The 25,729-nt window shown below is 68.2% G+C and carries 21 protein-coding genes, 3 tRNA genes and 1 riboswitch; of the genes, 15 read left to right on the forward strand and 9 right to left on the reverse strand.

The features are described from left to right. Position 1: 1 nt before the first annotated feature. The 6 genes from ABIB25_RS16310 to ABIB25_RS16335 form a co-directional block, all read right to left on the reverse strand. Positions 2–610: a ClpP family protease gene (locus ABIB25_RS16310; protein WP_354529519.1), complete on the reverse strand. Its 609-nt coding sequence runs from the start codon at positions 608–610 to the stop codon at positions 2–4. A gap of 91 nt (positions 611–701) precedes the next feature. Beyond that, a complete protein-coding gene (gene pflA, locus ABIB25_RS16315) occupies positions 702–1,571 on the reverse strand; it encodes a pyruvate formate-lyase-activating protein (protein WP_502919827.1) in 870 nt (289 codons plus the stop codon). After that, positions 1,568–3,847 (reverse strand): formate C-acetyltransferase, encoded by a 2,280-nt coding sequence (gene pflB, locus ABIB25_RS16320; RefSeq protein ID WP_354529520.1) that lies wholly within the window; start codon positions 3,845–3,847, stop codon positions 1,568–1,570. The genes pflA and pflB overlap by 4 nt, the downstream gene beginning before the upstream one ends. Next, positions 3,844–4,752, reverse strand: a complete 909-nt coding sequence (locus ABIB25_RS16325) for a universal stress protein (RefSeq protein WP_354529521.1) — start codon at positions 4,750–4,752, stop codon at positions 3,844–3,846. The genes pflB and ABIB25_RS16325 overlap by 4 nt, the downstream gene beginning before the upstream one ends. Positions 4,753–4,813: 61 nt before the next feature. Continuing rightward, complete coding sequence (locus tag ABIB25_RS16330; protein WP_354529522.1) at positions 4,814–5,245, reverse strand: pyridoxamine 5'-phosphate oxidase family protein; 432 nt, start codon at positions 5,243–5,245, stop codon at positions 4,814–4,816. A 13-nt stretch (positions 5,246–5,258) separates the two neighbouring features. Further along, positions 5,259–5,735, reverse strand: a complete 477-nt coding sequence (locus ABIB25_RS16335; protein ID WP_354529523.1) for a BON domain-containing protein — start codon at positions 5,733–5,735, stop codon at positions 5,259–5,261. 182 nt (positions 5,736–5,917) lie between these two features. On the opposite strand from ABIB25_RS16335, the gene ABIB25_RS16340 reads away from it, so the two are divergent. The 14 genes from ABIB25_RS16340 (at position 5,918) to ABIB25_RS16405 (ending at position 23,477) form a co-directional block, all read left to right on the forward strand. After that, entirely contained in the window at positions 5,918–7,150 is a 1,233-nt protein-coding gene (locus ABIB25_RS16340; RefSeq protein ID WP_354529524.1) for a sensor histidine kinase, read from the forward strand. A 51-nt stretch (positions 7,151–7,201) separates the two neighbouring features. Further along, positions 7,202–7,951, forward strand: coding sequence for a LytR/AlgR family response regulator transcription factor (locus ABIB25_RS16345; protein WP_354529525.1), 750 nt, complete (start codon positions 7,202–7,204; stop codon positions 7,949–7,951). Next, entirely contained in the window at positions 7,948–8,316 is a 369-nt protein-coding gene (locus ABIB25_RS16350; RefSeq protein ID WP_354529526.1) for a DUF485 domain-containing protein, read from the forward strand. The genes ABIB25_RS16345 and ABIB25_RS16350 overlap by 4 nt, the downstream gene beginning before the upstream one ends. Beyond that, positions 8,313–10,058: a sodium/solute symporter gene (locus ABIB25_RS16355; RefSeq protein ID WP_354529527.1), complete on the forward strand. Its 1,746-nt coding sequence runs from the start codon at positions 8,313–8,315 to the stop codon at positions 10,056–10,058. Before ABIB25_RS16350 ends, ABIB25_RS16355 begins: the two co-directional genes overlap by 4 nt. 192 nt (positions 10,059–10,250) lie before the next feature. Further along, positions 10,251–10,928 carry an acetate uptake transporter gene (locus ABIB25_RS16360; RefSeq protein WP_354529528.1) on the forward strand — a complete coding sequence of 226 codons (678 nt, stop codon included), beginning with the start codon at positions 10,251–10,253 and terminating at the stop codon, positions 10,926–10,928. Next, entirely contained in the window at positions 10,925–12,892 is a 1,968-nt protein-coding gene (acs, locus tag ABIB25_RS16365; protein WP_354529529.1) for an acetate--CoA ligase, read from the forward strand. Before ABIB25_RS16360 ends, acs begins: the two co-directional genes overlap by 4 nt. 41 nt (positions 12,893–12,933) lie before the next feature. After that, the gene (locus ABIB25_RS16370) at positions 12,934–13,929 is read left to right on the forward strand and encodes an LLM class flavin-dependent oxidoreductase (RefSeq protein WP_354529530.1); all 996 of its coding nucleotides are present in this window, start codon (positions 12,934–12,936) and stop codon (positions 13,927–13,929) included. A gap of 109 nt (positions 13,930–14,038) precedes the next feature. Further along, positions 14,039–15,895 carry a pectate lyase-like domain-containing protein gene (locus ABIB25_RS16375; RefSeq protein WP_354529531.1) on the forward strand — a complete coding sequence of 619 codons (1,857 nt, stop codon included), beginning with the start codon at positions 14,039–14,041 and terminating at the stop codon, positions 15,893–15,895. A 108-nt stretch (positions 15,896–16,003) separates the two neighbouring features. After that, complete coding sequence (locus ABIB25_RS16380) at positions 16,004–17,413, forward strand: type I glutamate--ammonia ligase (protein WP_354529532.1); 1,410 nt, start codon at positions 16,004–16,006, stop codon at positions 17,411–17,413. Then, positions 17,410–18,585 carry an amidohydrolase family protein gene (locus tag ABIB25_RS16385; RefSeq protein ID WP_354529533.1) on the forward strand — a complete coding sequence of 392 codons (1,176 nt, stop codon included), beginning with the start codon at positions 17,410–17,412 and terminating at the stop codon, positions 18,583–18,585. The genes ABIB25_RS16380 and ABIB25_RS16385 overlap by 4 nt, the downstream gene beginning before the upstream one ends. Positions 18,586–18,660: 75 nt before the next feature. Then, the gene (locus ABIB25_RS16390) at positions 18,661–18,852 is read left to right on the forward strand and encodes a hypothetical protein (protein WP_354529534.1); all 192 of its coding nucleotides are present in this window, start codon (positions 18,661–18,663) and stop codon (positions 18,850–18,852) included. A gap of 199 nt (positions 18,853–19,051) precedes the next feature. After that, positions 19,052–19,999: a hypothetical protein gene (locus ABIB25_RS16395; RefSeq protein WP_354529535.1), complete on the forward strand. Its 948-nt coding sequence runs from the start codon at positions 19,052–19,054 to the stop codon at positions 19,997–19,999. 135 nt (positions 20,000–20,134) lie between these two features. Further along, positions 20,135–22,195 (forward strand): beta-N-acetylhexosaminidase, encoded by a 2,061-nt coding sequence (locus ABIB25_RS16400; protein ID WP_354529536.1) that lies wholly within the window; start codon positions 20,135–20,137, stop codon positions 22,193–22,195. Positions 22,196–22,220: 25 nt separating this feature from the next. After that, positions 22,221–23,477: an ROK family transcriptional regulator gene (locus ABIB25_RS16405; RefSeq protein ID WP_354529537.1), complete on the forward strand. Its 1,257-nt coding sequence runs from the start codon at positions 22,221–22,223 to the stop codon at positions 23,475–23,477. Between the two features lie 21 nt (positions 23,478–23,498). Here the strand turns inward: ABIB25_RS16405 and ABIB25_RS16410 are convergent. From ABIB25_RS16410 to ABIB25_RS16420, 3 genes are all read right to left on the reverse strand, one after another. Further along, positions 23,499–23,575 (reverse strand) — tRNA-Phe (locus ABIB25_RS16410). Positions 23,576–23,619: 44 nt separating this feature from the next. Continuing rightward, positions 23,620–23,696 (reverse strand) — tRNA-Asp (locus tag ABIB25_RS16415). A gap of 25 nt (positions 23,697–23,721) precedes the next feature. After that, a tRNA-Glu gene (locus ABIB25_RS16420) sits at positions 23,722–23,794 on the reverse strand. A gap of 292 nt (positions 23,795–24,086) precedes the next feature. Then, positions 24,087–24,201: riboswitch (SAM riboswitch) on the forward strand. A 41-nt stretch (positions 24,202–24,242) separates the two neighbouring features. Between ABIB25_RS16420 and ABIB25_RS16425 the strand changes: the two genes are divergently transcribed. Beyond that, complete coding sequence (locus tag ABIB25_RS16425) at positions 24,243–25,676, forward strand: aminotransferase class V-fold PLP-dependent enzyme (RefSeq protein WP_354529538.1); 1,434 nt, start codon at positions 24,243–24,245, stop codon at positions 25,674–25,676. Positions 25,677–25,729 lie beyond the last annotated feature (53 nt).

Below are 25,729 nucleotides of genomic sequence, written 5' to 3' on the forward strand. Positions count from 1 at the left end.
GTCAGTACCCCAGTCCGTTGTTGCGGACGGTCGGCCTGATCTCGTCTAGCGAGGAGACGACCCGGTCAACGAAGCCGTAGTCGCGGGCCTCCTCCGCGGTGAACCAGTGATCGCGATCGCTGTCGGCAGCGATCTTCTCGACGCTCTGCCCGGTGAACTGCGCGTTCAGTCTGTTCATCAGCGACTTCGTGTGCTCCAGGTTCGCGGCCTGGATCTCGACGTCGATGGCCGTCCCCTGCACACCGGCCGAACCCTGGTGCATCAGGATCCGGCTGTGCGGCAACGCATACCGCTTCCCCGGGGTGCCACCGGAAAGCAGGAACTGACCCATGCTGGCCGAGAGCCCCATCGACAGGGTGGCCACGTCGGGGCCGATGGCCTTCATGGTGTCGTAGATGGCCAGCCCGGCGGAGACCGATCCGCCCGGTGAGTTGATCATCAGGAGGATCTCCTGGCGCGGGTCCTCGGCCGCGAGCAGCACCAGCTGGGCGCAGAGCCGGTTGGCGACCGCGTCGTCGACCTCCTGCCCCAGCTGCAGGACGTGACGTCGGTGTAGTTGGACGGTGAATTGCTCGGCCAGGACCTCGGGGGCCTGCGGTGATGTGGTCATGCCCACCACTGTGGTCGTCCGGCGCCAAGTCTGAAAGCGGATCTGCCTGGAGCAGATCTGCTCACAGCAGCGAGGTTTCGAATTGGCCGGCCTAGAAGACCGTCAGTCCACGAGCACGGAACTGACCTCGGACACGCTCGATCAGCGCTTCATCCGGCGGTCGGGTGTCCTCCAGCGGATAGACGATCTCCAGGGCATGCCACTTCGACCGGGCCATCTGATGGAACGGTAGAATCTCCACCCGTCGAACGGCTCCACCGTTGCCGAGGCCCTGCAACGAGGCCGCGTAGTCCGCGACGGCGTCGACGTTGTCCACCGCGTCCGTCAGGCCCGGCACCAGGACGAACCGGATCCAGATTTCGGCATCGCGATCGGCGAGACGCCGGCCGAACGCCAGGGTGGGGGCCAGTTCCCGACCGGTGACGAGTCGATAGGTCTCGGGCAGACCGGATTTGACGTCGAGCAGCACCAGATCGATGTCATCGAGCATCGCGTCGTCGGCGCGGGCACCGAGGTACCCGGAGGTGTCCAGGGCGGTGTGCAGTCCCAGCTCCCGACAGTGCCGCAGGATGCGCCTGAGGAAGGCCGGCTGCACCAGGGGTTCACCTCCGGAGATGGTGAGGCCGCCGTGGGCAACCCGCAGCAGGGGCGCGTAGCGGTCGATCCGGCCGCGGACCTCGCCGATCGTGGTCGGCTTGCCGTCGGGCAGCTTCCAGGTGTCGGGATTCTGGCAGTACTGACAACGCAGAGCGCATCCGGACAGGAAATAGGTGAGCCGGGTACCCGGCCCGTCGACCGCTGTCACCAGTTCCCAGGAATGGACGCTGCCGATCTCGCCACTTCGTACTGCGGCCAACCGCGTGCTGTGCGCCTGCAACCCGCCGGGGCGACCGACCGACGGTGTCGGGAGCGTGACGACGGGCGTGCGGGACGGGCCGGGCAGCGAGGCGGCCCGTGTCACAAACCACCGTGGAAGGTCCGGGACAGGACGTCCAATTGCTGCTCACGGGTCAGTCGGACGAAATTCACCGCATAGCCCGACACCCGAATCGTGAGCTGGGGATACAACTCGGGATGGACCATGGCGTCCTGCAGGGTCTCCCGGTTGAGCACGTTGACGTTCAGGTGGAACCCCTTGCTCATGACGTACGCATCGAGCAGCCCGACCAGGTTCCTGGCCCGCTCGCCCTGGGTGTGCCCAAGACCGGTGGGCAGAATGGTCGCGGTGAGCGAGATCCCATCCTGCGCCTCCTGATAGGGCAACTTCGCCACGCTCAGCCCGCTGGCCAGCATGCCGTGCGTGTCCCGCCCGTTCATCGGGTTGGCACCCGGAGCGAAGGGTGCGCCCGCGCGCCGGCCGTCAGGAGTATTGCCCGTGGCGCTGCCGTAGACGACGTTCGAGGTGATGGTCAGCACGGACTGCGTCGGTACCGCATCACGGTAGGTCGGCTGGGCACGGATCTTCTGCATGAACAGCGTGACGATGCCGACGGCGATGTCATCGGCGCGATCGTCATCGTTTCCATAGGCGGGGTAATCGCCGTCCACCAGATAGTCGACCACCAGACCGCTCTCGTCACGGACCGGATGGACGGTGGCGTACCTGATGGCCGACAGCGAATCGGCGACGACGCTCAGGCCGGCGATACCGCAGGCCATGGTGCGCAGGATGTTGTGGTCGTGCAGCGCCATCTCCAGTCGCTCGTAGGCATATTTGTCATGCATGTAGTGGACGCAGTTCAACGCATCGACGTAGGTCTGGGCCAGCCAGTCCAGGAGGTGGTCGAACTTGGCCGTGACGTCGGCGTAGTCGAGTACCTCTCCGATCACCGCCGGGGCGACCGGGGCAACCTGCTGTCCGTCGATCTCGTCCCGACCGCCGTTGATCGCGTAGAGCAGGCCCTTGGCCAGGTTGACCCTGGCACCGAAGAATTGCATCTGCTTGCCGACCCGCATGGCTGACACGCAGCAGGCGACGGCGGCATCGTCGCCCCAGGAGGTGCGGATGAGCTCGTCGGACTCGTACTGGATGGCGGAGGTGTCGATCGACACCCCGGCGCAGAACTCCTTGAAACCCACCGGCAGGCGGTCACTCCAGAGCACGGTGAGGTTGGGTTCCGGCGCGGGCCCGAGGTTGTAGAGGGTCTGCAGCATCCGGAACGAGGTGCGGGTGACCAGGGTACGGCCGTCCTCACCCATGCCACCGATTGCCTCGGTGACCCACGTCGGATCGCCGGAGAACAGGCTGTCGTACTCCGGGGTCCGCAGGAACCGGACCACCCGCAGTTTGATGACCAGGTCGTCCACCAGTTCCTGGGCCTGCGTCTCGGTCAGGACACCGGCCGCGAGATCACGCTGGAGATAGATGTCCAGGAAGGTCGAGGTACGGCCCAACGACATCGCTGCGCCGTTCTGCTCCTTGACGGCCGCCAGATAGGCGAAATACAGCCACTGCACCGCTTCCTGCCCGGAGCCGGCCGGCCCGGAGATGTCGAATCCGTAGCCGGCCGCCATCTTCTCGAGTTCCCGCAGCGCCCGGATCTGTTCGGCGTTCTCCTCCCGGTCGCGGATGACGTCGGCGGACGAGCGCAGCAGGTCCAACGCCCCGCGGTCTGCCTGCTTGAACCGGATGAGCGCGTCGACGCCGTACAGCGCGACCCGCCGGTAGTCGCCGATGATCCGGCCACGGCCGTAGGCATCGGGGAGTCCGGTGATCAGGTGGGACCGGCGCGCCGCGAGGACAGCCGGTGGATACACGTCGAAAACGCCTTCGTTGTGGGTCTTCCGATACTTCGTGAAGATCTGTTCGACCTGCCGATCGGGCTGGTATCCGTAGGCCAGCAGCGAGTTCTCCACCATCCGCCAGCCACCGTTGGGCATGATCGCCCGGCGCAGCGGGGCGTCGGTCTGCAGCCCGACGATCAGTTCGTTCGGCCGGTCGATGTAGCCGGGAGCATGCGAGGTGATGGTCGAGGGGGTTCTGGTGTCGACGTCGTAGACACCCCGTTCCCGTTCGGCCGGGAACAGTGCGGTGAGCCTGCCCCACAGCGCGGTCGTCCGCCCGGTCGCACCCTGGAGGAAGGATCGGTCGCCCCGGTAGGGGGTGTAGTTGCGCTGGATGAAGTCGCGCACGTCGACGTCGTCCTGCCACGGTCCGGCCACGAAGGTCCGCCATTGCTGTCCTGGTCCGGGATCGTCCCGCACGTCCGTGCGCCGGCTCCCCGCGACGGTCGTCATGTCCTGACCACGGCCACCGGACTGCCGGAGTAGGCGATCAACTCGTGGCTGGTCGATCCGAGCAACAAGCCTTTGAATCCGCCGCGACCCCGGCTGCCGACGACCAGGAGTGCCGGTTTCAGCTCAGTGGCGCAACGGATCAGCGCACCGGCGGGATGCCCACGGCGGACGAGCGCAGTGATCTGGACCTGGGGGTACTTGTCGGCCCACGGCTGGATCTGATCGTCCAACAGCTTGCGCTCCTGGGCATCGATCAGGCTGCGGTCGATCTCGAGCGGGTAGACCCGCAGGAACCCGTCGAACGGAGCCTGGTCCCACGTACGCACGGCGAGCAGGGCGACGCCGCGGGTCGAAGCCTCGTCCAGCGCGAAGGCCAGCGCTACCTCGGACTCACCCGATCCGTCGATGCCGACCATCACCGGAGCGTCCGGCGCCACGGGCGCGGCGGGACGAGGGTCGTGCCGATCGGTCCGGACCACCACCACCGGCGAACGTCCATGGGTCGCGATCCTCATCGCGATCGATCCGAGAAGGGTCTCCGAGACGACGCCCATGCCATGGGATCCGACCACGGTCAGCGCGACGTCAGTGGAGGCGTCGCGGAGTGCGACGTACGGCGATTGCATGCTCGATCTGGTGGTGATGACCAGGTCCGGTTCGTCCGCCAGCACAGCGACCCGCGCCTGGTCCAGCACGAGCCTGGCATTGTCGCGGGCCGCGTCGTAGAGATCGGGTGGGATCATCGCACCAGGCCCCGCATAGCCCGTCGGGACGGAATAGGCAGTTTCCAGGTGCAATTCCGCCCGTCGCAGGTGGGCCTCGTGGGCCGCCCATCTCGCCGCGACCAGCGCCGACTCGGAGCCGTCGATACCGACGACGATCACATTCTTGACCGGTGCGTTCATCAGAGCCCTCTATTCGTGTGGAATTGTTCTGCATCGTGCCGGAACGCTTGCTCGACGTCGATCAACGACGGAGGACGATCTTCCGGCCGGTGATCTCGGACGTGCTGATGCGCACCCAGTGGGTCCGTTCCACTGCGTCGGCGAAAGGCCACACCCCCAGACGATTCAGCCTGTCCACCTCACCCGGGTTGTCGACGGTCCGGGCCTCGCCGCGGACCAGTACGCTCCAGCCGGCCCGCCGATCGACGTCGGTGCCATCGATCTCGTAGGCAACCGGCATCTCGTTCTCGGCAGCAGCCAGCTTGGATCCCTGAGCGGTGCGGAAGACGATTGAATCGCCGTCCATTCCGTGGTTGATCGGAAGAATCATCGGATAACCGTCGGAGAAGAATGCGAGGCGGCCCATCCGTGCCGAGCGCAGTCGGTTGAGGCAATCAACCATCGGGATCATCTCCAGACCGGAATGGTCGATCGGTAGCGCAGAGGTGGTCATCTCAGAATTCCTTTCAGACAGCTTGCTGGACGCGAGCGGATCGGTCGGAGCGGATCGTGATTGCGTTGACCACGACGTGCGCGTCCTCGATGTCGCCGACGGCGCGGCAGGCGGCGGCGCGCTGGTACTGCGAGTCGACCGTTCCGGTCAAGGTGAGGACCCGATCCCGCACCGTGGCGCTCACGTCCGCGGGCACATCCGGTGCCCGGCGCAGACCCTGGGCCGCGGTCCGGGCGATGTCGCTGTCGGCCCCCCTGGCACGCCGGGACACGAACATCGACTGGGCGACTGCGACGATGCCTTCGACACCCAGCGAGATGTCCTCCGCGAGTTCGGCTTCGGCGTCGGAGTGGACACGGCCGTACAGCGTCGCGGCGCCGCCGTCGACGGTGACGAAGATACGGTCACCCACCAGGAGGGGTTCGGCCTTCAGCGCGACGAGGACCGTCTCGGCCAGTCGATCATCCGTGTTCTGCAGTGTCTTTCTCATGCCTCCAGCCTGTGCCGGGGGATCCACCTTCGATAGGGCCCAAGGTCACCGTCCAGACCGGTCCAACTGCTCCGGCCACGGGCGGGGAGCACTGATCGCCTCTACAGTGCGCAGCAGGGAACACCTCCTTCGACGATGGACGTCGGCCGTGCGGGGGAATCCGCGAGGCGAGGTGTTCCGAGGTGACCGTGGTGGTCGTGCTGCTCGTGGCGGTGACCCTGCTGATGGTGGCTCTACTGGCGGTGCCACGGTTGAGACGTTTCCGCACAGCCGATCTCGAGTCGTCGGCCGAGCGCGCGACGTTCGCCACCCTGCACACGGCCGGCCTGGCCGCACCCGCACTTCGCGAAGGGCTGACGGTGGCCGGCGCCGAGCGGGCCGTCAAACATCTGCGGACCCTGCTGGACGCCGGCGCGGTCGCGCTCACCGATGACGTCAGGACCCTGGCCGTCGACGGACCGTCCCACCATCACGCCGAACACGCCATCGAACACGTGCGCGGCGTGTTGCGCACCGGCGAGACGCAGATGCTCTCCGGGCCGGAGATCTCCTGCGGGAAGCCAGATTGCCCGGCCCGCATTGCCGTGGCCAGCCCGCTGGTCGACGGCGGAGCCGTGGTCGGAGCCCTGGTGGCCTACCGTCGGGAATCCTCCACCCTGCTGGTCCGGGCGGTGCAGGAGGTGGCCGCCTGGGTATCGGGACAGCTGGAACTGGCCTCCGCCGACCGTGACCGCACCCGGATGGTCGAAGCCGAACTGCGTGCCCTACGGGCTCAGATCAGCCCGCATTTCATCTACAACTCGCTGACCGCGATCGCCTCGTTCACCAGGACGGACCCCGACCGGGCCCGGGAACTGCTGCTGGAGTTCGCCGATTTCACCCGCTATGCCCTGCGAAGTGGCGCCGAATTCACCACGCTCGCCGAAGAACTTCGCAACACCGAACGCTATCTGGTCCTGGAGCAGGCCCGGTTCGGTGACCGGTTGGCGGTGTCCCTGCGCGCCGCACCCGAGGTGCTGCCGATGTCGGTGCCGTTCCTGGTGATCCAGCCCCTGGTCGAGAACGCGGTGCGCCACGGGCTGGAGGGTCGGCCGGGAACGGTCCGGGTGTCCCTGACCGCAGCCGACGACGGGCCGGACGCGTTGATCACGGTGGAGGACGACGGAGCCGGATCCGACCCGGAGCGGATCAGGTCCGCTCTGCTGTCCGCCGGCGGGGGCGCGCACGGCGAGGCAGACGGTCGCGACCGTCCGGAGGCCGATCCCGGCAGCCGGACGTCGGTCGGGCTCGGCAACGTCGACGCCCGACTGCGCAAGCTGTACGGGGACGAATACGGCCTGGTGGTCGAGACCGCGCCGGGGGCCGGCACCATGGTGCGCCTACGAATCCCCAAGTTCGCCCCCGGAAGGGGTTGAGAGCAACGGGTTCCGGGCGCGGAGACGCCGATCGCGGTACCGTTCGCCATCATGTCAGCCACCGTGGACGACGAGGCGACACCATCGCTGTCGGTGCTGGTGGTCGACGACGAGGCGCCGGCCCGGGAGGAACTCTCCTACCTGCTCGGGCAGGACGAGAGGATCCACGAGATCAGGACCGCCGCGGGCGCAGCGCAGGCCCTGGAGATGCTGGCCCACCATTCCTTCGACGTGGTGTTCTGCGACATCAAGATGCCCGGCCTGTCCGGGCTACGACTGGCCGGGGTGCTCGCCCAGTTCGCAGAGCCACCACAGGTCGTGTTCGTCACGGCCTACGACGATCATGCCGTCGATGCCTTCGACCTCAGGGCGACCGACTACGTGATGAAGCCGGTCAGGGCCGATCGCCTGGCCGAGGCGGTCCGCCGGGTGATCACCTTCGGCAGCCCACCGGCCGCCGGCACCGAGGACGAGACGATCCCGGTGGAGCTGGCCGGCGTCATCCGGTTCGTCCGGCGGTCGCAGGTGCGCTACGTGGAGGCGCAGGGCGACTATGCCCGCCTGTGGACGGCTTCCGGTAGCCACCTGCTGCGCATCCCGTTGACCGTCCTCGAACAGCGATGGGGCGAGGTCGGCTTCGCGCGGATCCATCGCAGCACGCTGGTCGCGCTCGATCACGTCGAGGAGATCCGGATGATCGACGGGCGGACCACCGTCCAGGTGGGCGATGTCGAGCTCGTGGTCAGCCGGCGCCACGTCCGGGAACTACGGGACCGGCTCGCGGTCCGCGGCCGGCGATGACGAGCGAGCGGGTCCGGGTCGTCCATCCCCGCACCGAGGCCGCCCGGCGGCCACCGCACCGACCACCCTCCCGGGATATCGAGGAACAGACCGAACTCGGTCGGTGGTACGTCGCCTCGCTGATGCGCAGCCAGCGGCGACTTGCCCTGCTGGTGACGGTCGGCGGCGTCGGTGGTCTCATGCTCGTCGCCCTGCTGTCGGCCGTACTGCCCGCCTGGACCACCTGGCGACTGTTCGGGATGTCCGTCCCCTGGTTGATCCTCGGGCTCGTCGTGTATCCGGTGATGATCATCGTGGCCGCCCTGGCGGTGCGCCGCGCCGAGCGCAACGAGAAGGCCTTCACCGACTGGGCCCGACGACCGTGAACGGGCAGTTCGCGGCGGCACTGGCAGTCGGCCTGGTTGCACTGGTCGCGGCCGGGGTCGGCACCCTCGGTCTGCGGCGAGGTCATACCGTCGCCGACTTCTACGTGGCCTCCCGCGCCGTCACACCGAGTCGTAACGCCGCCGCCATCGGCGGTGAATACCTCTCCGCCGCATCCTTTCTCGGTGTCGCCGGGTTGATCCTGGTCTACGGCTACGACGCGCTCTGGTACCCGGTCGGTTACACGGTCGGCTACCTGGTACTTCTCGTCGTGGTGGCAGCGCCGTTGCGTCGCTCGGGCGCCTTCACGCTGCCCGACTTCGCCCAGATCAGGCTGGGGTCTCCGAGCGTGCGGCGGATGTCCAGCGTGCTCGTGGTGCTGATCGGTTGGCTCTACCTGGTCCCGCAGCTCAGCGGGGCGGCGTTGACGCTGTCCACCCAGACCGGGGCGCCCGGGTGGCTCGGCGGGGCCCTGGTCTGCCTGGTGGTCCTCCTCTCGGTGGCCGCCGGCGGCATGCGTTCCATCACCTTCTCGCAGGCGGTGCTGTTCTGGCTCAAGTTCACCGCCCTCCTGGTGCCGGCCCTCGTGCTGCTGACGCTGTGGCGCCGCGACGGGGACACGGTCGGAACGGGTTACCCGACGGCCCGATCCGACGTCACCGTCACGCTGGCCTCGGAAACCGCCGTGCACTCACCGGTCCTCGGAACACTTGACATCGTGGGCACTCTCGACGGTGCGGCCGTGCGGGGACCGGTTACCGTCACCGTTGGTGCCCACGTCCTGGGCTCTGGCACCGTCGTGGTCCTGCATCCCGGAGATGTGGTGCCGGTGATCGACCGGCTGCCGGCTCGAACCTCTGCACAGTGGCTGCAGCCCTTGGGCTCTGGTATCGACCATCCGCTGTACGCGACCTTGTCGCTGATCCTGGCCATCTGCCTGGGCACCATGGGGCTGCCGCACGTGCTGGTCCGTTTCTACACCAACCCGGACGGCCGAGAAGCACGACGCACGACCCTGATCGTGGTGGTGCTGCTGTCCGGCTTCTATCTGCTGCCCACCGTTTTCGGCATCCTCGGCCGGGCCTTCGTCCCCGATCTGCTGCTGACGGGACAGAGTGATGCCACGGTCCTCCTGCTGCCGGAACGAATGTTTCCGGGTTGGCCCGGGATCGCCCTCGGCGCCGTGGTCACCGCTGGAGCGTTCGCCGCCTTCCTGTCCACGGCTTCCGGACTGACCGTGTCGGTCGCCGGGGTGCTGGCCCAGGACTTCTTCCCCCAGGGCCGGAAGGTGCTGCGGCACAGCCGGATCGGCGCGTTCAGAGTGGGTGCCGTGCTGGCCGTCGGCATCCCGTACGTCCTGAGCCTCTTCGGCCGGAACCTCAGCCTGGCCGCAGTGGTCGGCCTGGCCTTCGCGGTCGCGGCCTCGACGTTCTGCCCGCTGCTGGTGCTGGGAGTCTGGTGGCCGAGGCTGACCCCGGCCGGGGCTGTCGCCGGGCTCCTGGTCGGCGGCGGACTCGCGACGAGCGCTGTGCTGGTGACGATCACCTTGCCGCTCCCCGCCGGATGGGCTGCCACCCTGCTGGCCCAACCGGCCGCATGGTCGGTACCGATCGCCTTCCTGGTGATGGTGGTCGTCTCGCTCTCGACCTCCCACTCGATACCGCCGGGTGTCGGTCGGGTGATGGCGAGGCTCCACCTGCCCGAGGCGCCTGCCGGGGAACCCGGGTCCGGCGAACGCCTCTGAGGCGCGGCGCCGTTCGGCCCGTCCGACCGACCGCTCGTCGCACACGGGCCGTCATCCGGCGCAGCGTCCGCCCTCCCGCCGCAACGCCCCTACCGGCCACCTCGGACTCCTGTCACCTTCATCACAGGCGGCAACGAGGCCGCCGGCAACTGATCCCAGGCACTGCCCGGCGATCGGAAGGAGTGCCACCGCATGGCAATGAGGACCGCACCAGCCGCATCAACCAAGGCTTCGGCCCAGCCCGCCGAGTCGTCGACGAAGCCCGCGCCGTCGTCGCCCCTCATCACCGAGAACTCCACCCCGGCATCACGAGTGGCTGACCCTGGCCCCCTTGGACTGGCTGCGTTCGCGATGACGACTTTCTTCCTGTCGGTCGTCAACGCGGGCCTGGTCCCGGCATCGGTGACCGGCGGCATCCTGGCCCTCGCCTTCTTCTACGGTGGTGTCGCGCAGATCCTGGCCGGGATGTGGGAGTTCATCAAGGGCAACACCTTCGGGGCCGTCGCCTTCACCTCCTACGGTGCGTTCTGGATGGCGGTCTGGTACCTGATCGACCGCGGCGTCCTGGCCGGCATGGGCGCGGACGAGGGCAAGGGTTTCGGCCTGTTCCTGTTGGGCTGGACCATTTTCACCGTCTACATGTTCATCTGCTCGACCCGGACGACCGGGGTGCTGATCGCCGTGTTCGGCGTGCTCACGCTGACCTTCCTCTTCCTGACCATCGGTGCGTTCGGTGCTTCCACCGGCATGACGAAGGTCGGCGGCTGGCTCGGCCTGGTCACGGCGGCGCTCGCCTGGTACGGCTCGATGGCCGGCGTGATGAATGCGACCGCGAAGCGCCTGGTCCTGCCGACCTTTCCCCGCGCATGACGAGCACGCTGTCGAACCTCTCCCAGGAATCACGCAGCTTCGCCCCGACGGGCGCTTTCGCGGCGCAGGCGAACGTCACCGCAGCGGCCTACGCCGAAGCGGAAGCGGACGGTCCCGCATTCTGGGCCCGTCAGGCCGAGCGGTTGTCCTGGGAGACTCCATGGAGTGCGGCGCTTGACTTCTCGGACGCACCGTTCGCCAGGTGGTTCGTCGGTGGCCGGATCAACGTCGCCTACAACTGCGTCGATCGGCATGTCGAATCCGGCCACGGCGGCCAGGTCGCCTACCACTTCGAGGGTGAGCCGGGCGATCGACGATCGATCACCTACACCGAGCTCAAGGACGAGGTCTGCCAGGCCGCGAACGCCCTGCTGGAGCTCGGCGTGAAGGCCGGCGACCGGGTGGCGATCTACCTGCCGATGATTCCCGAGACGGTGGTCGCGATGCTGGCCTGCGCCCGTATCGGGGCGCCGCACACCGTCGTCTTCGGCGGATTCTCGGCCACCGCCCTCTCCGATCGGATCCTCGACTGCGACGCGAGAGTCGTCATCACCGCCGACGGCGGTTGGCGGCGCGGAGCACCGTCGGCCCTCAAGCCGGCCGTCGACGAGGCGCTGCTGAAGTGCCCGGACGTGCGCTCCGTGCTGGTCGTCCGGCGCACTGCCCAGGACGTCGCCTTCACTGCCGGCCGGGACGTCTGGTGGCACGACGTGGTGGCTTCGCAGTCCACGGACCACACCCCGGAGTTCTTCGACGCCGAGCACCCGCTCTACGTCATGTACACCTCCGGCACTACCGGGAAGCCCAAAGGCATCCTGCACACCACCGGCGGTTACCTGACCCAGGTCGCCTACACCCACCACGCCGTCTTCGACCTGAAGCCGGACACCGATGTGTACTGGTGCGCAGCGGATATCGGCTGGGTCACCGGCCACAGCTACATCGTCTACGGGCCCCTGGCGAACCGCACCACCTCGGTGCTGTACGAGGGCGTGCCCAACAGCCCGCACGAGGGCCGGTGGTGGGAGATCGTCGACCGCTACCGGGTGACGCTCCTCTACACCGCCCCGACCACCATCCGCACCTTCATGAAATGGGGTGACGACATCCCGGCCCGCTACGACCTGTCGTCGCTGCGGTTGCTCGGATCGGTGGGCGAGCCGATCAATCCGGAAGCCTGGATGTGGTATCGCAGGAACATCGGCCACGACCGCTGCCCGATCGTCGACACCTGGTGGCAGACGGAGACCGGGGCGATGATGATCAGTCCGCTCCCCGGCGTCACCGCGACGAAGCCCGGTTCGGCGACCAGGGCGCTCCCCGGAATCAGCGCGGACGTGGTCGACGACGAAGGACATCCGGTCCCCAACGGCTCGGGTGGTCTGCTGGTGCTGACGAAACCGTGGCCGGCCATGTTGCGGGGCATCTGGGGGGACGAGGCCCGGTTCCGCGAGACCTACTGGTCCCGGTTCGCCGAACAGGGCTACTACTTCGCCGGTGACGGCGCCAAGAAGGACGAGCAAGGAGACCTGTGGTTGCTGGGCCGCGTCGACGACGTGATGAACGTGTCCGGGCACCGGATCTCGACGACCGAGGTGGAATCGGCCCTGGTGTCGCATCCGGCGGTGGCTGAGGCGGCCGTGGTCGGCGCGACCGACGACACCACCGGACAGGGCATCGTTGCGTTCGTGATCCTGCGAAATCACGTCCTGCCCAACGGTTCCAGCGAAGATCTGGTGCAGGAGCTGCGCGCGCACGTGGCCCACGAGATCGGCCCGATCGCCAAGCCCCGGCAGATCATGGTGGTACCCGAACTGCCGAAGACGCGGAGCGGCAAGATCATGCGTCGGCTCCTGCGCGACGTCGCCGACCACCGCGAACTGGGTGATGTCACGACGTTGACCGACTCGTCGGTGATGGCGCTGATCGGTGCGGGGATGCCGACGGCCGCGGCCGAGGACTGACCCGGCGGAATAGTCACCACGGCGGGGAGGTTGGAAGTTGGATGAACCTTCCGCTCTCCATCCTCGATCTGGCGCCGATCAACAAGGGACAGAGTGTCGGCGACGGCATCGCCGCGAGCGTCGCGCTGGCCCAGAAGGCGGAGGCCTTCGGGTATCGCCGCGTCTGGTACGCCGAGCACCACAACATGTCCTCGATCGCCTCGTCGGCGACGAGCGTGCTGATCGCCCACGTGGCTGCCAACACCTCGACGATCCGTCTCGGCGCCGGCGGGGTGATGCTGCCGAACCATTCGCCACTGACCATCGCGGAGCAGTTCGGCACCCTCGCCTCCATCCACCCCGGACGGATCGATCTGGGTCTCGGGCGGGCACCGGGTTCGGATCAGCTGACGGCTCGCGCGATGCGGCGCGACCCGAACTCTTCCGACCGGTTCCCGGATGACGTCCTGGAGCTACAGGGCTATCTCGGCAAGAAATCCCTGGTCCCCGGGGTGAGCGCCGTGCCGGGACAGGGCACCGAGGTGCCCCTGTACATCCTCGGGTCGTCGCTGTTCGGGGCCCAGCTCGCAGCCGCGTTCGGACTTCCGTTCGCCTTCGCCTCCCACTTCGCCCCGGCCGCCCTCCTCGAGGCGCTGGCCATCTACCGCCGGGATTTCCAGCCGAGCACCCAGCTCGACGAGCCCTACGCCTTCGCAGCCGTCAACGTGATCGCCGCCGACACCACGCAGGAGGCGCAGCGGGAGCTCCTGCTGGTGAAACGGGCCAGGGTGTCCCTGCTGTACGGGCGGGGCGGCCGGACGTTCACCGATGAGGAGGCCGACCTCGTCATCGAATCCGACGCCGGCCGTCAGGTCGAGCAGATGGTCCGCTACTCGGCGGTGGGCACGCCCTCCGAGGTGCGCGACTACCTCGAGGAATTTTCCGAGCTCACCGGCGCGGACGAGCTGATCACCGCCCATCAGTCGTCCAACACGGCGTCCCGCCTGCGCTCGGTGGAACTGACGGCCGACGCGATGGCCTTGGCGACAGCCGGCTGACCGCTTCTGTCCCCACTTGCTGCCGCTGGACAAAGGTGTTCTGCTGCTGTGACCTGGAACATAGGTCTCATGCAGTCAGCCCGGCAGGGGTCGGGCGGAAAGGAACTCCATGCGCCTCCAGCGCAGCAAGGTTGTCATCGTGGCCGGCCTTCTCCTCGCCGGCCTCCTCGTCCCGGTCGGCACCGCCGGAGCGTCGACAGCCCAGGCGAGCCCGCCGGCTTCACCGAGCACCACGACGCCCGCCACCGGTCTCGGCCCGAACGTCGTCGTGTTCTCACCGTCGATGCCGCAGGCCCGGATCCAGTCGACCGTCGATTCGATCGCCGCCCAGCAGATCGGAAACCAGTTCGGCCCCCAGCGGTACTCGCTGTTCTTCCAACCCGGTACCTACGGCACGCCCACCTCCCCGCTGATCTTCGACGTCGGCTACTACACGCAGGTCGCCGGCCTCGGCAAGGAACCAGGTGCGGTCACGATCAACGGGTCGATCAACGTCAGGAACCAATGCGACCACAACGGGAGCTGCCTGGCGCTGAACAACTTCTGGCGCTCGCTGTCCAACCTGACGATCGACGTCGCCGGCGAGACCGGCTGCCGCAAGAACACCGAGTTCTGGGCGGTGTCCCAGGCCGCGCCGATGCGCCGGGTCCAGGTCAATGGCCTCCTCTCCCTGATGGACTACTGCAGCAACCCGTCGTTTGCCAGCGGCGGCTTCATCGCCGACTCGAAGTTCACCGGCGCCCCTGTGGTGAGTGGATCCCAACAGCAGTTCCTGGTGCGCAACAGCGACCTGGCCGGCTGGAGCAACGGGGTCTGGAACCAGGTCTTCGCCGGCACCGTCGGCGCACCGGCCCAGAGCTTCGGCGGCGCTCAGCCGTACACCACCCTCGACACCACGTCCGTCAGCGCCGACGCGCCCTACCTCTACACCGACGCCCGCGGGGCGTACCGCGTGATGGTCCCTGCGGTGCAGCACAACTCGGTCGGGACGTCATGGTCGAGCGGGGCCACGGCGGGTACCTCGAAGCCGCTCCGAGACTTCTTCGTCGCCAATCCGAAGACCCCGCTGACGGCGATCAACTTCGCGCTGCTGCTGGGCAGGGATCTGATCCTGACGCCCGGCGTCTACGCACTGGGTGGACCCATCATCATCAGCCGTCCCGACACCGTGGTCCTCGGGCTGGGATTCGCGACGCTGAGCCCGCAGCGCGGTACTGCGGCCATGGTGGTGCTCGACGTCCCCGGCACCAAGCTCTCCGGGGTCATCTTCGACGCCGGCCCGAAAAATTCGCCGGTGCTGCTCCAGGTCGGCGCCCGCACCGGATTCCACTGCGGCGAACTTCAACGGGGTGGCAAGGCTTCGGATCCGACCCAGATCCAGGATGTCTTCTTCCGGATCGGCGGAGCAAGTGCCGGCAAGGCCACCACCAGCCTGATCGTCAACAGCTCCGACGTGGTGCTGGATGACATCTGGGCGTGGCGGGCCGATCACGGCACGGGTGTGGGTTGGACCGTCAACACGGCGGACCACGGCGTCATCGTCAACGGCGATAACGTCAGCGCCTTCGGTCTTTTCGTCGAGCACTACCAGAAGACCGAGGTGACCTGGGACGGCCAGGGCGGCAGCACGGTGTTCTTCCAGAACGAGATGCCGTACGACCCGCCCAGCCAGGCGGCCTGGTCGCTGAGCCCGACCTTCAAGGGCTATCCGGCGTTCGTGGTGTCGCCGCGGGTCCGGACGTTCGAGGGCTACGGGATGGGGAGCTACAGCTTCTTCAACCAGGGTCTGCCCATCGCGGCCACGACGGCCTTCCAGGTCCCGCAAGAGCCCGGCGTGCGGATGCACGACCTCCTCACCGTCTTCCTGGACGGATCAGGATCGATCGACTCCGTCATCGACGGCACCGGTGCGCCCGTCACCGCAGCGCTTCCTGGCACTGCCAGCCAGGTGGTCAGCTACCCGTGACAACTCGGTGGCCGACCCGAATCCGGCGGGTCGGCCACCGAGCTGCTCGAGCCTCCGCGACGGATGGGCCGGTCCCCACACGACCCTTCCCGGAGCGGCCGTCGTACGGTGAGCACAACAACCGGTCGACGAAGGCAGACGCTCACCGTGCAGATGTTCTCCGAACCGGCACTGCCGGGTTGCGCAACCACCGCCGATCTGGCCGCTCTGCAGGTCCGACTGGAGGCGGGCGGGATCGAGTTGATCGTCGGCACCATCGTGGACATGGCCGGCGTGATCAGGGCGAAATCCGTTCCGGCGGAACGGGTGGAATCCTTCCACCGCCGCGGACTCGGCGCATCACCGACGTTCAACGCCTTCTGCGTCGACGGCGCCGGCATCGCCTTCACCCCGGCGATCGGCGTCACCGGCGACCTCCGCCTTCGACTGGAGCCCGGCTCCCTGGCCGCGATCGGCGACCAGATCGCCTGGGGTCCGGTGGAGTTCTTCGATCAGCAGGGTCGACCCGACCCCGGCTGCGCACGAGGACGGCTGCGGACGGTGGTCGCGGAGGCTCAGATCGCCGGCGTCGATGTTCTGGTGGGCTCGGAACTCGAGTTCGTCCTGACCGACCTGACGGGCGAACGTCTGACGGCCGGCACCTGGCTGCCCTACGGCGCCGCACCCCTGCTGGCGTGCAGTGCTTTTCACACCGATCTACTCCGAACGTTCACCGCTGCCGGTCTTCCGGTCGAGCAGGTCCATGCCGAATACGGCACCGATCAATTCGAGATCTCCCTCCCCCCGGCTCCTCCCCTGCGCGCCGCCGATCAGGTGGTGCTGGCCAGGGTGCTGCTCGGGCGAGTGGCCGGTCGGCACGGGTTCGGCATTTCCTTCTCCCCTCTCCCGTTCGTCGGTGCTGCGGGAAACGGTGCGCACCTGCACATCTCGTTCGTCTCCGACGGGCAGCCGCTGTTGTCGGGTGGTAGCGGGCCCCACGGCCTGCAGCCGGCCGGTGCCTCCGCACTAGGAGGGATCGTCACCGGCCTCCCGGAATTCATCGCGGTACTCGCCGGCTCCCCGCTGTCCGGGAGTCGACTCGGACCCGGTACCTGGGCCGGCGCGTACGCGTGCTGGGGTCTGGAGAACCGGGAGGCTGCAGTTCGACTCTGTGGCGCCACCCCCGGCGACCCGTCCGGCACCAACATCGAGGTGAAGTGCATCGACCCGACGGCCAACCCCTATCTGGCGGTGGCGACCGTCCTGGGTCTGGCATTGCGCGGGATCGAGCTGGCCGCAGCACTTCCCGACGAGGTGGCGGTGAATCCCTCGTCCATCCCCGGTGATCCGGTCCCCCGGTTGTCCCACGATCCGGCCGAGGCGGCCGAACTGCTCGCGAATTCTGCGCTCGCCCAGCAGATTCTCGGTGGACGGATCGTCGAGTCCTTGCTCGCCGTCCGGCGCTGGGAGCTGGCCGCGTACGCCGAGACTCCACTGGAGGACATGACTGTCGCGCTCCGCAGGGTGTGGTCGGCATGAATTCACCCGACCCCTTTGCCGGGCTGATTCAGGCCGTACCGACGGGGCTGGCTGACTCGTTGACCCGCCTCTCGCTGATCGATCATCACGTGCACGGGTGTTTCGCCGGGCCGATCTCGCGAGCCACGCTCGAGGAGTCGCTGAACGAGGGCTCCCCCGATCCGATCCCACCGTGGATGACGCAGTTCGACTCCCAGCTCGGTTTTGCCGTTCGGCGTTGGTGTGCACCGGTCCTCGGGCTGGAGGCTCACGCCGAGGCGGACGACTACGTTGCCGCGAGGTCGTCCCTGGGAACCGAGGATCTGTCCCGCCGCATGTTGACCGCTGCCGGCGTCGGGACATGGGTGGTCGACACCGGTTTCGCCGGCGATCAGATCGTATCGGCTCCGGTGCTGTCGACCTGGTCGGGAGGCGAGTCGGTGGAGATCATCCGGCTGGAATCCCTGGCGGAATCCCTGATGGCCAAAGGGATCCGGCCGCGGGACTACGTGGAGGCCCTCCGCACCGGGCTTCGTGATCTCGGCCCGCAGGTGGTGGGCACGAAGACCGTGGTGGCCTACCGGTGCGGTTTCGACATCGACTGGGCTGTGCCGTCATCCGCAGAAGTCGTTGCGGCGGTGCAGGAGTGGGCCACGGAAGTCGCCGAGGGGCGAGCCATCCGCCTGACGTCCCCGGTGCTCGCGGCCTTCGGTATCCACCAGGCGGCGCTGGCCGGCCTGCCCATCCAGTTCCACGTCGGTTTCGGCGACCGGGATCTCGACCTGCACCGGGTCGATCCAATGCTGCTGCTCCCCCTGTTGCGCGACCCGGTGGTAGCCGCCGTGCCGGTTCTGCTGCTCCACTGCTATCCGTTCCAGCGGCAGGCCGGGTACCTGGCGCAGGCCTTCGACCAGGTGTACTTCGACGTCGGCCTCTCGGTGAACCACGTGGGCGCGCGCTCGACGGCGCTGCTGGCCGAATCATTGGAGCTGGCCCCGTTCGCCAAGCAGCTGTACTCCTCCGACGCCTTCGGCCCACCCGAGTTGCACATGCTCGGCGCCGTCCTCTGGCGCCGCGGCATGGGCGACGTGCTCGGCAGCTGGATCCGTCAGGGCGATTGGGCCGAGAAGGACGCAATCCGAGTCGCGGCGATGATCGGTCGCCACAACGCCGAGCGGGTCTACGGACTCTGACTGCGGCGCAGGGTGTACCCGCGTCATGTCGCTGGATGCTGCCGCCGGAGCGAAAGCTCAAGCAGGATGGGTCACATGAACACAATTTTCCTGGCGTCTTCGTCGTCGAGCAAGGACGACAGCAAGCTCGGCACCTTCGACATGAGCGCTGTTCCGGAAGTGGGCGAAATCGTCGAGCTCCAAGGTGCTGACTACGTCGTCGTCTCCCGTCGCTGGAGGCCCAAGAAGCTGCTGTCGAGCGTCACCGTGACGGTCGAGAAGGTATGAGGGGCTCAATCTGTTGAACGCGTCGCCATCGGCGCCGAGCCGGCGTCATCGCCAGGGCGCCGCGCAGCCCGACAGCCAGCAGCAGACCACCGACGGCGGGTAGCGCCGCGGTGGGCGGGAGCCAACTCCTCGGGGCACGCCGGGTCGATACGATGAGGACCGGAAGATGGGGGAATCGCGATGGTCAGCGAGCGATGAGATGACGCCACGCCGACTCGGACTACTCGTGATGGCCGTCGCGCTGCTCGCGGTGTTGGTCATGTCGGGCCTGCGGCCGCACCTCGTGACCGGAACCGCGCAGGCCACGCCGATTCCCGGGCCTCCCGGGGTCGGTGACTGCGTCACCGACCCCGTCAAGCGCCCGACGGTGGCCGCCGGCGGCAGCGCGTCGCTGATCCAGGTCTACCCGCGACAGAAGATCGGGCCGTGCAATGGTCTCCGATACGGCGAGATCACCCGCGTCATCAGTGATCCGAGTCCCGTGGTGGTCGAAGGGACGGCCACGTACCAGAGCATCAGCGACCCCAACATCAACGTTTGCTACGACAGCAACTCGGCCTACCTCGGTCAGGCGACGCAGCCGATCTTCGGCCTCTGGTCGCCCACCGGGACCGCCGTGGCCTGGCCGGCCCTGTCCAGACCCTCTCCGCGCCAGGAGGCAGCCGGGCAACACTGGTTGGCATGCGTCGTCTCGGTTCTCCCGAACGTGATCGCCTCGACCAACTCGGACGCGGCTCCCTACACGGAATCGCTTCGTCATGCCCTGCAGAACGGCCACAACCGGAACCTGATCGGCTACTGCATCAAGACCGCTGCGTGGGACCAGGGAAGCGAAAGCGGCGCGTGCGGCTTGCCGCATGTCCTGGAGATTTTCGCCGGCGGCTTCACCGGCCAGCATTCCGCAACGCGCGCCGAGTTGGAGGCGAGTTGCCTCCGGGTGGTCCGCGAACTCACCGGCATCGCCGACCCGACGGCCGACGGTGGGCTGTCGGTGCAGCTGTACGCCGCCACCTCCGACAGTGCGCAGGTCTCCGGAGCACAGATTCCGGCGGAAGCGAGCCTGCAGTGCGGTGTGGTCACGACCGGAGGTCGGCAGCTCAAGGGCAGCCTGCTGGCCCTGGGCACCCTGCCGATCCCCTGGGCCTGAACGAGGCCGGCGCGAGGACGGACGCGACCGACCGCCGATCGATCCTTGACCTTCGTAAGGGAGTCTGACTTACTGGGTTCGAACCGCGGTTGGGTTCTCGTGAGCTGTCCGAACAACTCTCCGGTAGGAGCAGTCATGCGACATTCCCGTGCCTACGGTGCTTTTCATCCCTTCCGTCCGTTTCGGACGGTCGCGCTGCTCGCCGCGCTGTCGCTGACGGTCGCCGGCCTGGCGGTCCCGGCGGCTGCGGCCGATCCTTTGCCTGCCGCGGTTCCCGCGTCTGCCTACCTGAGCACCAGCGCACCGGCGATCTCCTCCGTTGTCCCGAAGCCGGTCACCTCCGTCCCCGGCACCGGCGTCTTCACCCTCGCCAAGGGCAGCCGGATCGTCGCGACCCAGTCGGCTACGACATCAGTCGCCCGCTCCTTGGGTGCTGACCTCCGACCGTCGACCGGCTTTGCCCTGCCCGTCGTCTCCGGTCCGGCCCGGAACGGGGACATCACCCTGAGCCTCGGCGCGGTCCCCGGCCTCTCGGCAGATCAACAGGCCGAGGGCTACCGGGTCGAGGTGACGACCCACGGCGTGCTTCTCCAGGCCAAGACGACCCACGGGCTGTTCAACGCCGTGCAGACACTCCGTCAGCTACTGCCGTCCTGGATCGACAGCCCGACACGGCGCTCCGGTCCGTGGACCATCTCCTCGACCAGGATCACCGACTACCCGCGCTACGCCTACCGCGGCATCATGCTCGACATCGCACGGCACTTCGAATCACCCGCCGTGGCCGAGGAACTCATCGACCAGGCATCGGCCTACAAGATCAACACCTTCCACCTGCATCTGAGCGACGACCAGGGATTCCGCATCGTCATCAACGGTTTTCCCCGCCTGACGTCGATCGGCGCCAAGGGGGCAGTGGGCACCGACGGTCGGACGGTGGATCCGGGCGGCTTCTGGACCCAGGCGCAGTACCGCTCGTTCGTCGCCTACGCCGCAGCACATTTCATGACGGTGATCCCGGAGGTCGACAGCCCCGGCCACACCAACGCGATCATCAATGCCGAATTCGGCGACACCGCCAATCCCTACCTCGACGGTCACCCGGCCGACATCAACTGCAGCACCAACCATCCGCCGGTGTGGAACTACACCGGCGACGTCGGCTACAGCGCACTCTGCCCGGAGAGCGCCAACACCTGGACCCTCCTGACGGCCATCGTCCAGCAGCTCGGCGCGATGTCCTCCAGCCGGTACTACGACCTCGGCGGCGACGAGACCCCGTCGACCACCCTGGCGGAGAACCGTTATGCGGCGCTGGTCAACCGTGAGGCGCGGATCGTCAAGGCGACCGGCAAAACTGCCATGGGCTGGGCCGAGATCTCCGGGCCAGGAACCACTCTCGCGCCCGGATCCGTCGCCGAGTACTGGAACCCGGCCTCCGGAAGCGATCCGGACACCGTCTCGGCCACCGATGCGGTCAAGAAGCACATGAAGATCGTCATGGCGCCGGCCACGCATGCCTACCTCGACCAGCGCTACACCGAGACGGTGCCGGCGGTGCTGGGCCAGACGTGGGCCTGCGAGAAGGGTTGCGACATCGACCAGTTCTACAACTGGGACCCGAGCACCTACGTCACCGGCGTGACCGACCACGACGTCATCGGGGTCGAGGGCGCGATGTGGACCGAGACGATCCGCAACCTGTCCGAGATCGACTACCTGGTGATGCCGCGCCTGTTGGCGCTGGCCGAGCTGGCGTGGTCGCCGAAGGTCACCCGGACGGTGAAAAGCCCGGCCTACCAGTACTTCCTGGGTCGTCTCGGCGCCCAGGGCGACCGCCTCCAGGCTGCCGGGGTGAACTTCTACCCGACCCCGGAGGTCCGGTGGCGGCTGGACCTGACGGCCGGTGCCGCCACCCTCGACCGGACCCGGACGGTGCAGGGCCCGCTGGCGACCGTGGCCGCTCCGGGCCGGACGACCGACACCCTGACGGTCAAGATCAACTGGGGTGACGGCCACAGCAGCCCCGGCACGCTCAGCGGGGATCCGGCGGTCAACACCTCGATCAACGGCCTCTACGCGGTGCAGGGCGACCACACCTACTCAGGTGCGGAATCCCACCGGGTCACCATCACCGTGTCGGCACCAGGGACGGCGACGGTCACCACGTCGGTCAGCTTGCGCAGCAACCGGTAACGACGGCCGTGCCATGATCTCCGGCATGGCATCCGGAATCGGTCTCAGGCGGCGCGGTCCGCTGGTGGTGACGACGTCGAGCGCCGTGCGGATCATCAACGAGCGCGCGGTCTTCGACGACATCGCCGGACGTCCGGAAGCCTCGGTGGCCGAACTCGTGGCCAGCACCGGCCTGTCGAAGCCGACGGTGACCCTCGCCGTCAACAACCTCGAGCGTCTCGGCCTGCTCGACCAGCAGGCCCGCCGCACCGGCAACACCGGTCGGACCCCGCGGGTCTACCGCATCCACGGCCGCGCCGGGACGGTGGTCGCCCTCGATGTCGGGCGCGCGTGGCTGCGCGTGGCGGTGGTGACGCTGGCCGGGGAGGTGCTGCAGCGGAGCGAGGTCAAGACGCGCCTGCGTTCCGGTCGGATCCTGCTCGACCAGATCGAGCAGGTCAGCCGGGACGCCGTCGAGGCGGCCCGGCGGCAGTGGGACGAGCTGACCCTCGTGGTCCTCGGCGGTCCCGGCGTGTTCGACGCCGAGAACGACATCATCCGCCTGGCACCGAATCTGCCCGGCTGGGAACGCACGGACACGGTGCCCGAACTACGGCGACGGCTGGGTGCCCCGCTGCAGATCGAGAACGACGTGAACCTGGCCGCGATCGCCGAGACGGCCCGCGGGTCGGGGCCCGACTTCGTCTTCGTCTCGGCGGGGACCGGCCTCGGCATGGGGATCGTGCTGAACGGACGGCTGCTGCGGGGTGCACAGGGCGCGGCCGGCGAACTGGCCTACCTGCCGTTCGCGCCGGGCGACCCAACCTTCAGCCCCGGTCACCGTCATCCGCGGTTGGAGACATCGGTCGCACCGCAGAGCATCGTCAACCGGGCCAGAGACGAGGGCCTGGCGGATGTTTCGTCGTCTGAGCAGGTCTTCGCAGCAGCACGGGCCGGGCAACCGGCGGCCGACCGCGCGGTCCTCGAGGAGGGCTACCACCTGGGGACCGTCATCGCGGCGGTGGTGGCCGTGATCGATCCGGGGAAGGTGGTGCTGGCCGGCGGGATCGGCCGCAACGGCGACCTGCTGCTCGGCCCGATCCGCAGCCGCCTCCGCGAGCTCGTGCCGCTGCGCCCGCCGGAGGTGACGGTGTCGGCCACCGGTCCGGACGGATCGCTGCTGGGCGCCATCGACGTCGGCGTGGCCGGGGCCCGTGACACCGCCTTCACGAGGGCCCAGCGCAGCGACCGCGGGCGGGACCAGGACTCAGCGCTGACGCAGAAAACCCCCAGCTCGCCGTAGCGGACTGGGGGAGTTCAGATGTGGTGGCCAGGGCCGGGATCGAACCGGCGACCTTCCACTTTTCAGGCGGACGCTCGTACCGACTGAGCTACCTGGCCTCAAACAACAGGCCGGACCCAGTGAACTGGACCCGGCCCGCGTTTGGCGACCCCGACGGGACTTGAACCCGCGACCTCCGCCGTGACAGGGCGGCGCGCTAACCAACTGCGCTACGGGGCCTTGAGGTGAAACAAGGCCTACTGCGTACCCCCAACGGGATTCGAACCCGTGCTGCCGCCGTGAAAGGGCGGAGTCCTAGGCCGCTAGACGATGGGGGCCTAGACGATGAAGCCGGGAACCGTTGAATCAAAAAACACCCGGCTCCAACGGCTGTCCGTTGGGAGCTACGGAAGCATACGACATCAGCGGACCGACCTCCAAAACGCCGAGGCAGCCCTGGCATCACCTGTCACGGATTGAGCGTGACCTGCGCAAACACCGTCGACTCGTGGACCCGACTCCACCGGAGCAGACGGCCCGGCGTCGGCCAGGTCACATCGAGCCCGCAGAAGTTGCGAAGAGACAGGGCTTCCGCACCTCGCGTCACCTCTGCTAGCGTCCTCCCTCGAAGGTCATGAGTGCCAGCGGATAGCTCCGGCTTGCTGGCCGGCAACCCTCCTACCGCGGTGGGGTGCCCCGGATGAAGACCTGGCTTGGTGCGAGGTGCATCCGGCAAGCGCGGGCCCCTGGTCTATCCGGTGGTCCGAAGGACCCTGAGGATCTTTGATGACCGCTGTTCTCGACCGTCCCGACTGGATTTCCGCGACGTCAGCCGCCGAACGGCCCCGCTGGTGCGCCGAATCCCCCGTCGCTCCCGCCCACGGAGTCGTCCACCCGCACGCTCCCGGGCTGGACATCGTCGGCGCCCACTCGCAGGTCCCGCTGGCCGGTGGCGGCCAGGTGGAGTACGCCAACCTCGACCACGGCGCCTCGGCTCCGGCGTTGCGAATCGTCCGCGACACCGTCGACGCGCTGCTCGAGCGGTACGCCAGCGTCCACCGCGGCGCCGGCTGGCACTCGAAGGTCTGCACGTCGCTCTACGAGGGCTCCCGCGCACCGATCCGCGACTTCGTCGGTGGGCGCGCTGACGACGTCGTCCTGTTCACCAAGCACACCACCGACTCCTTCAACCTGCTGGCCCACTGCCTGCCGACGCGGACCACGGTCGTCGTGTTCGAGACCGAGCACCACGCCGCGTTGCTGCCCTGGAACCGTCCGGGGATCAACGTGGTGCGGTTGGCCGCCCCGTCGTCGCCGGCCGAGGCCGTCAGTGCCGTCGATGACGCGCTGCGCACCCGCCCCGCCGGCCCGGCTCTCCTGGTCGTCACCGGCGCGTCCAACGTCACCGGCGAGATCTGGCCGGTCCGGGCGCTGGCCGCGGTGGCTCGCTCCCGTGGAGCCAGGGTCGCCCTCGACGCGGCCCAGCTGGCGCCGCACCGCCCGTTCTCGATCGCCGAGCTCGGTGTCGACTACGTCGCCCTGTCCGGCCACAAGCTCTATGCCCCTTACGGTTCCGGCGCATTGGTCGGTCGCGCGGATTGGCTGGCCGCGGCCGACCCGTACCTGATCGGCGGCGGCGCGACGGCATCCGTTACCGATGACGAGACTACGTGGAAGCCGCTCCCGGACCGTCACGAGGCCGGTTCGCCGAACGTTCCGGGTGCGGTCGCGTTGGCCACGGCGTGCCACGTGCTGGCCAAGGCGGACCGACCATCGCTGGCCGCGAGCGAGCAGTCGCTGACCGACGTGCTCCGCGACGGTCTCCGCGAGATCCCCGGTGTAACAGTGCATTCCCTTTTCGGTGGGCAGGTGGAGACCATCGGCGTCCTCACGTTCACCATCGCCGGCCAGTCATCAGCCGTGGTCGCCGCGGCCCTGTCGGCCGAGCACGGCATCGGGGTCCGCGACGGCGCGTTCTGCGCGCAGCCGTTGGTGCGCAAGTTGCTGGGTGCGGCTGGTTGCAACGTCGAGGACGGCACCGGTCACGCGATCCGGGCCTCGGTCGGTCTCGGCACCACCACCGAGCACGTCGACCGTCTGGTCGGCGCGGTGGAATCCATTGCGGCACAGGGCCCGCGCCGCCGTTACCTCTCGGTGGACGGCCGCCCGACGCCCGCCGTCGACGACCGCCGGCTCCCGTTCATCGCCCCCTGGCAGTAACAGCCCCGCCGCGCGGCGACCTACGCGTACTCCGCGCATACCGTTCTGCCCGG

This window comes from Nakamurella sp. UYEF19 (assembly GCF_040546275.1).
In the GTDB taxonomy this organism is placed as follows: Bacteria; Actinomycetota; Actinomycetes; order Mycobacteriales; family Nakamurellaceae; genus Nakamurella.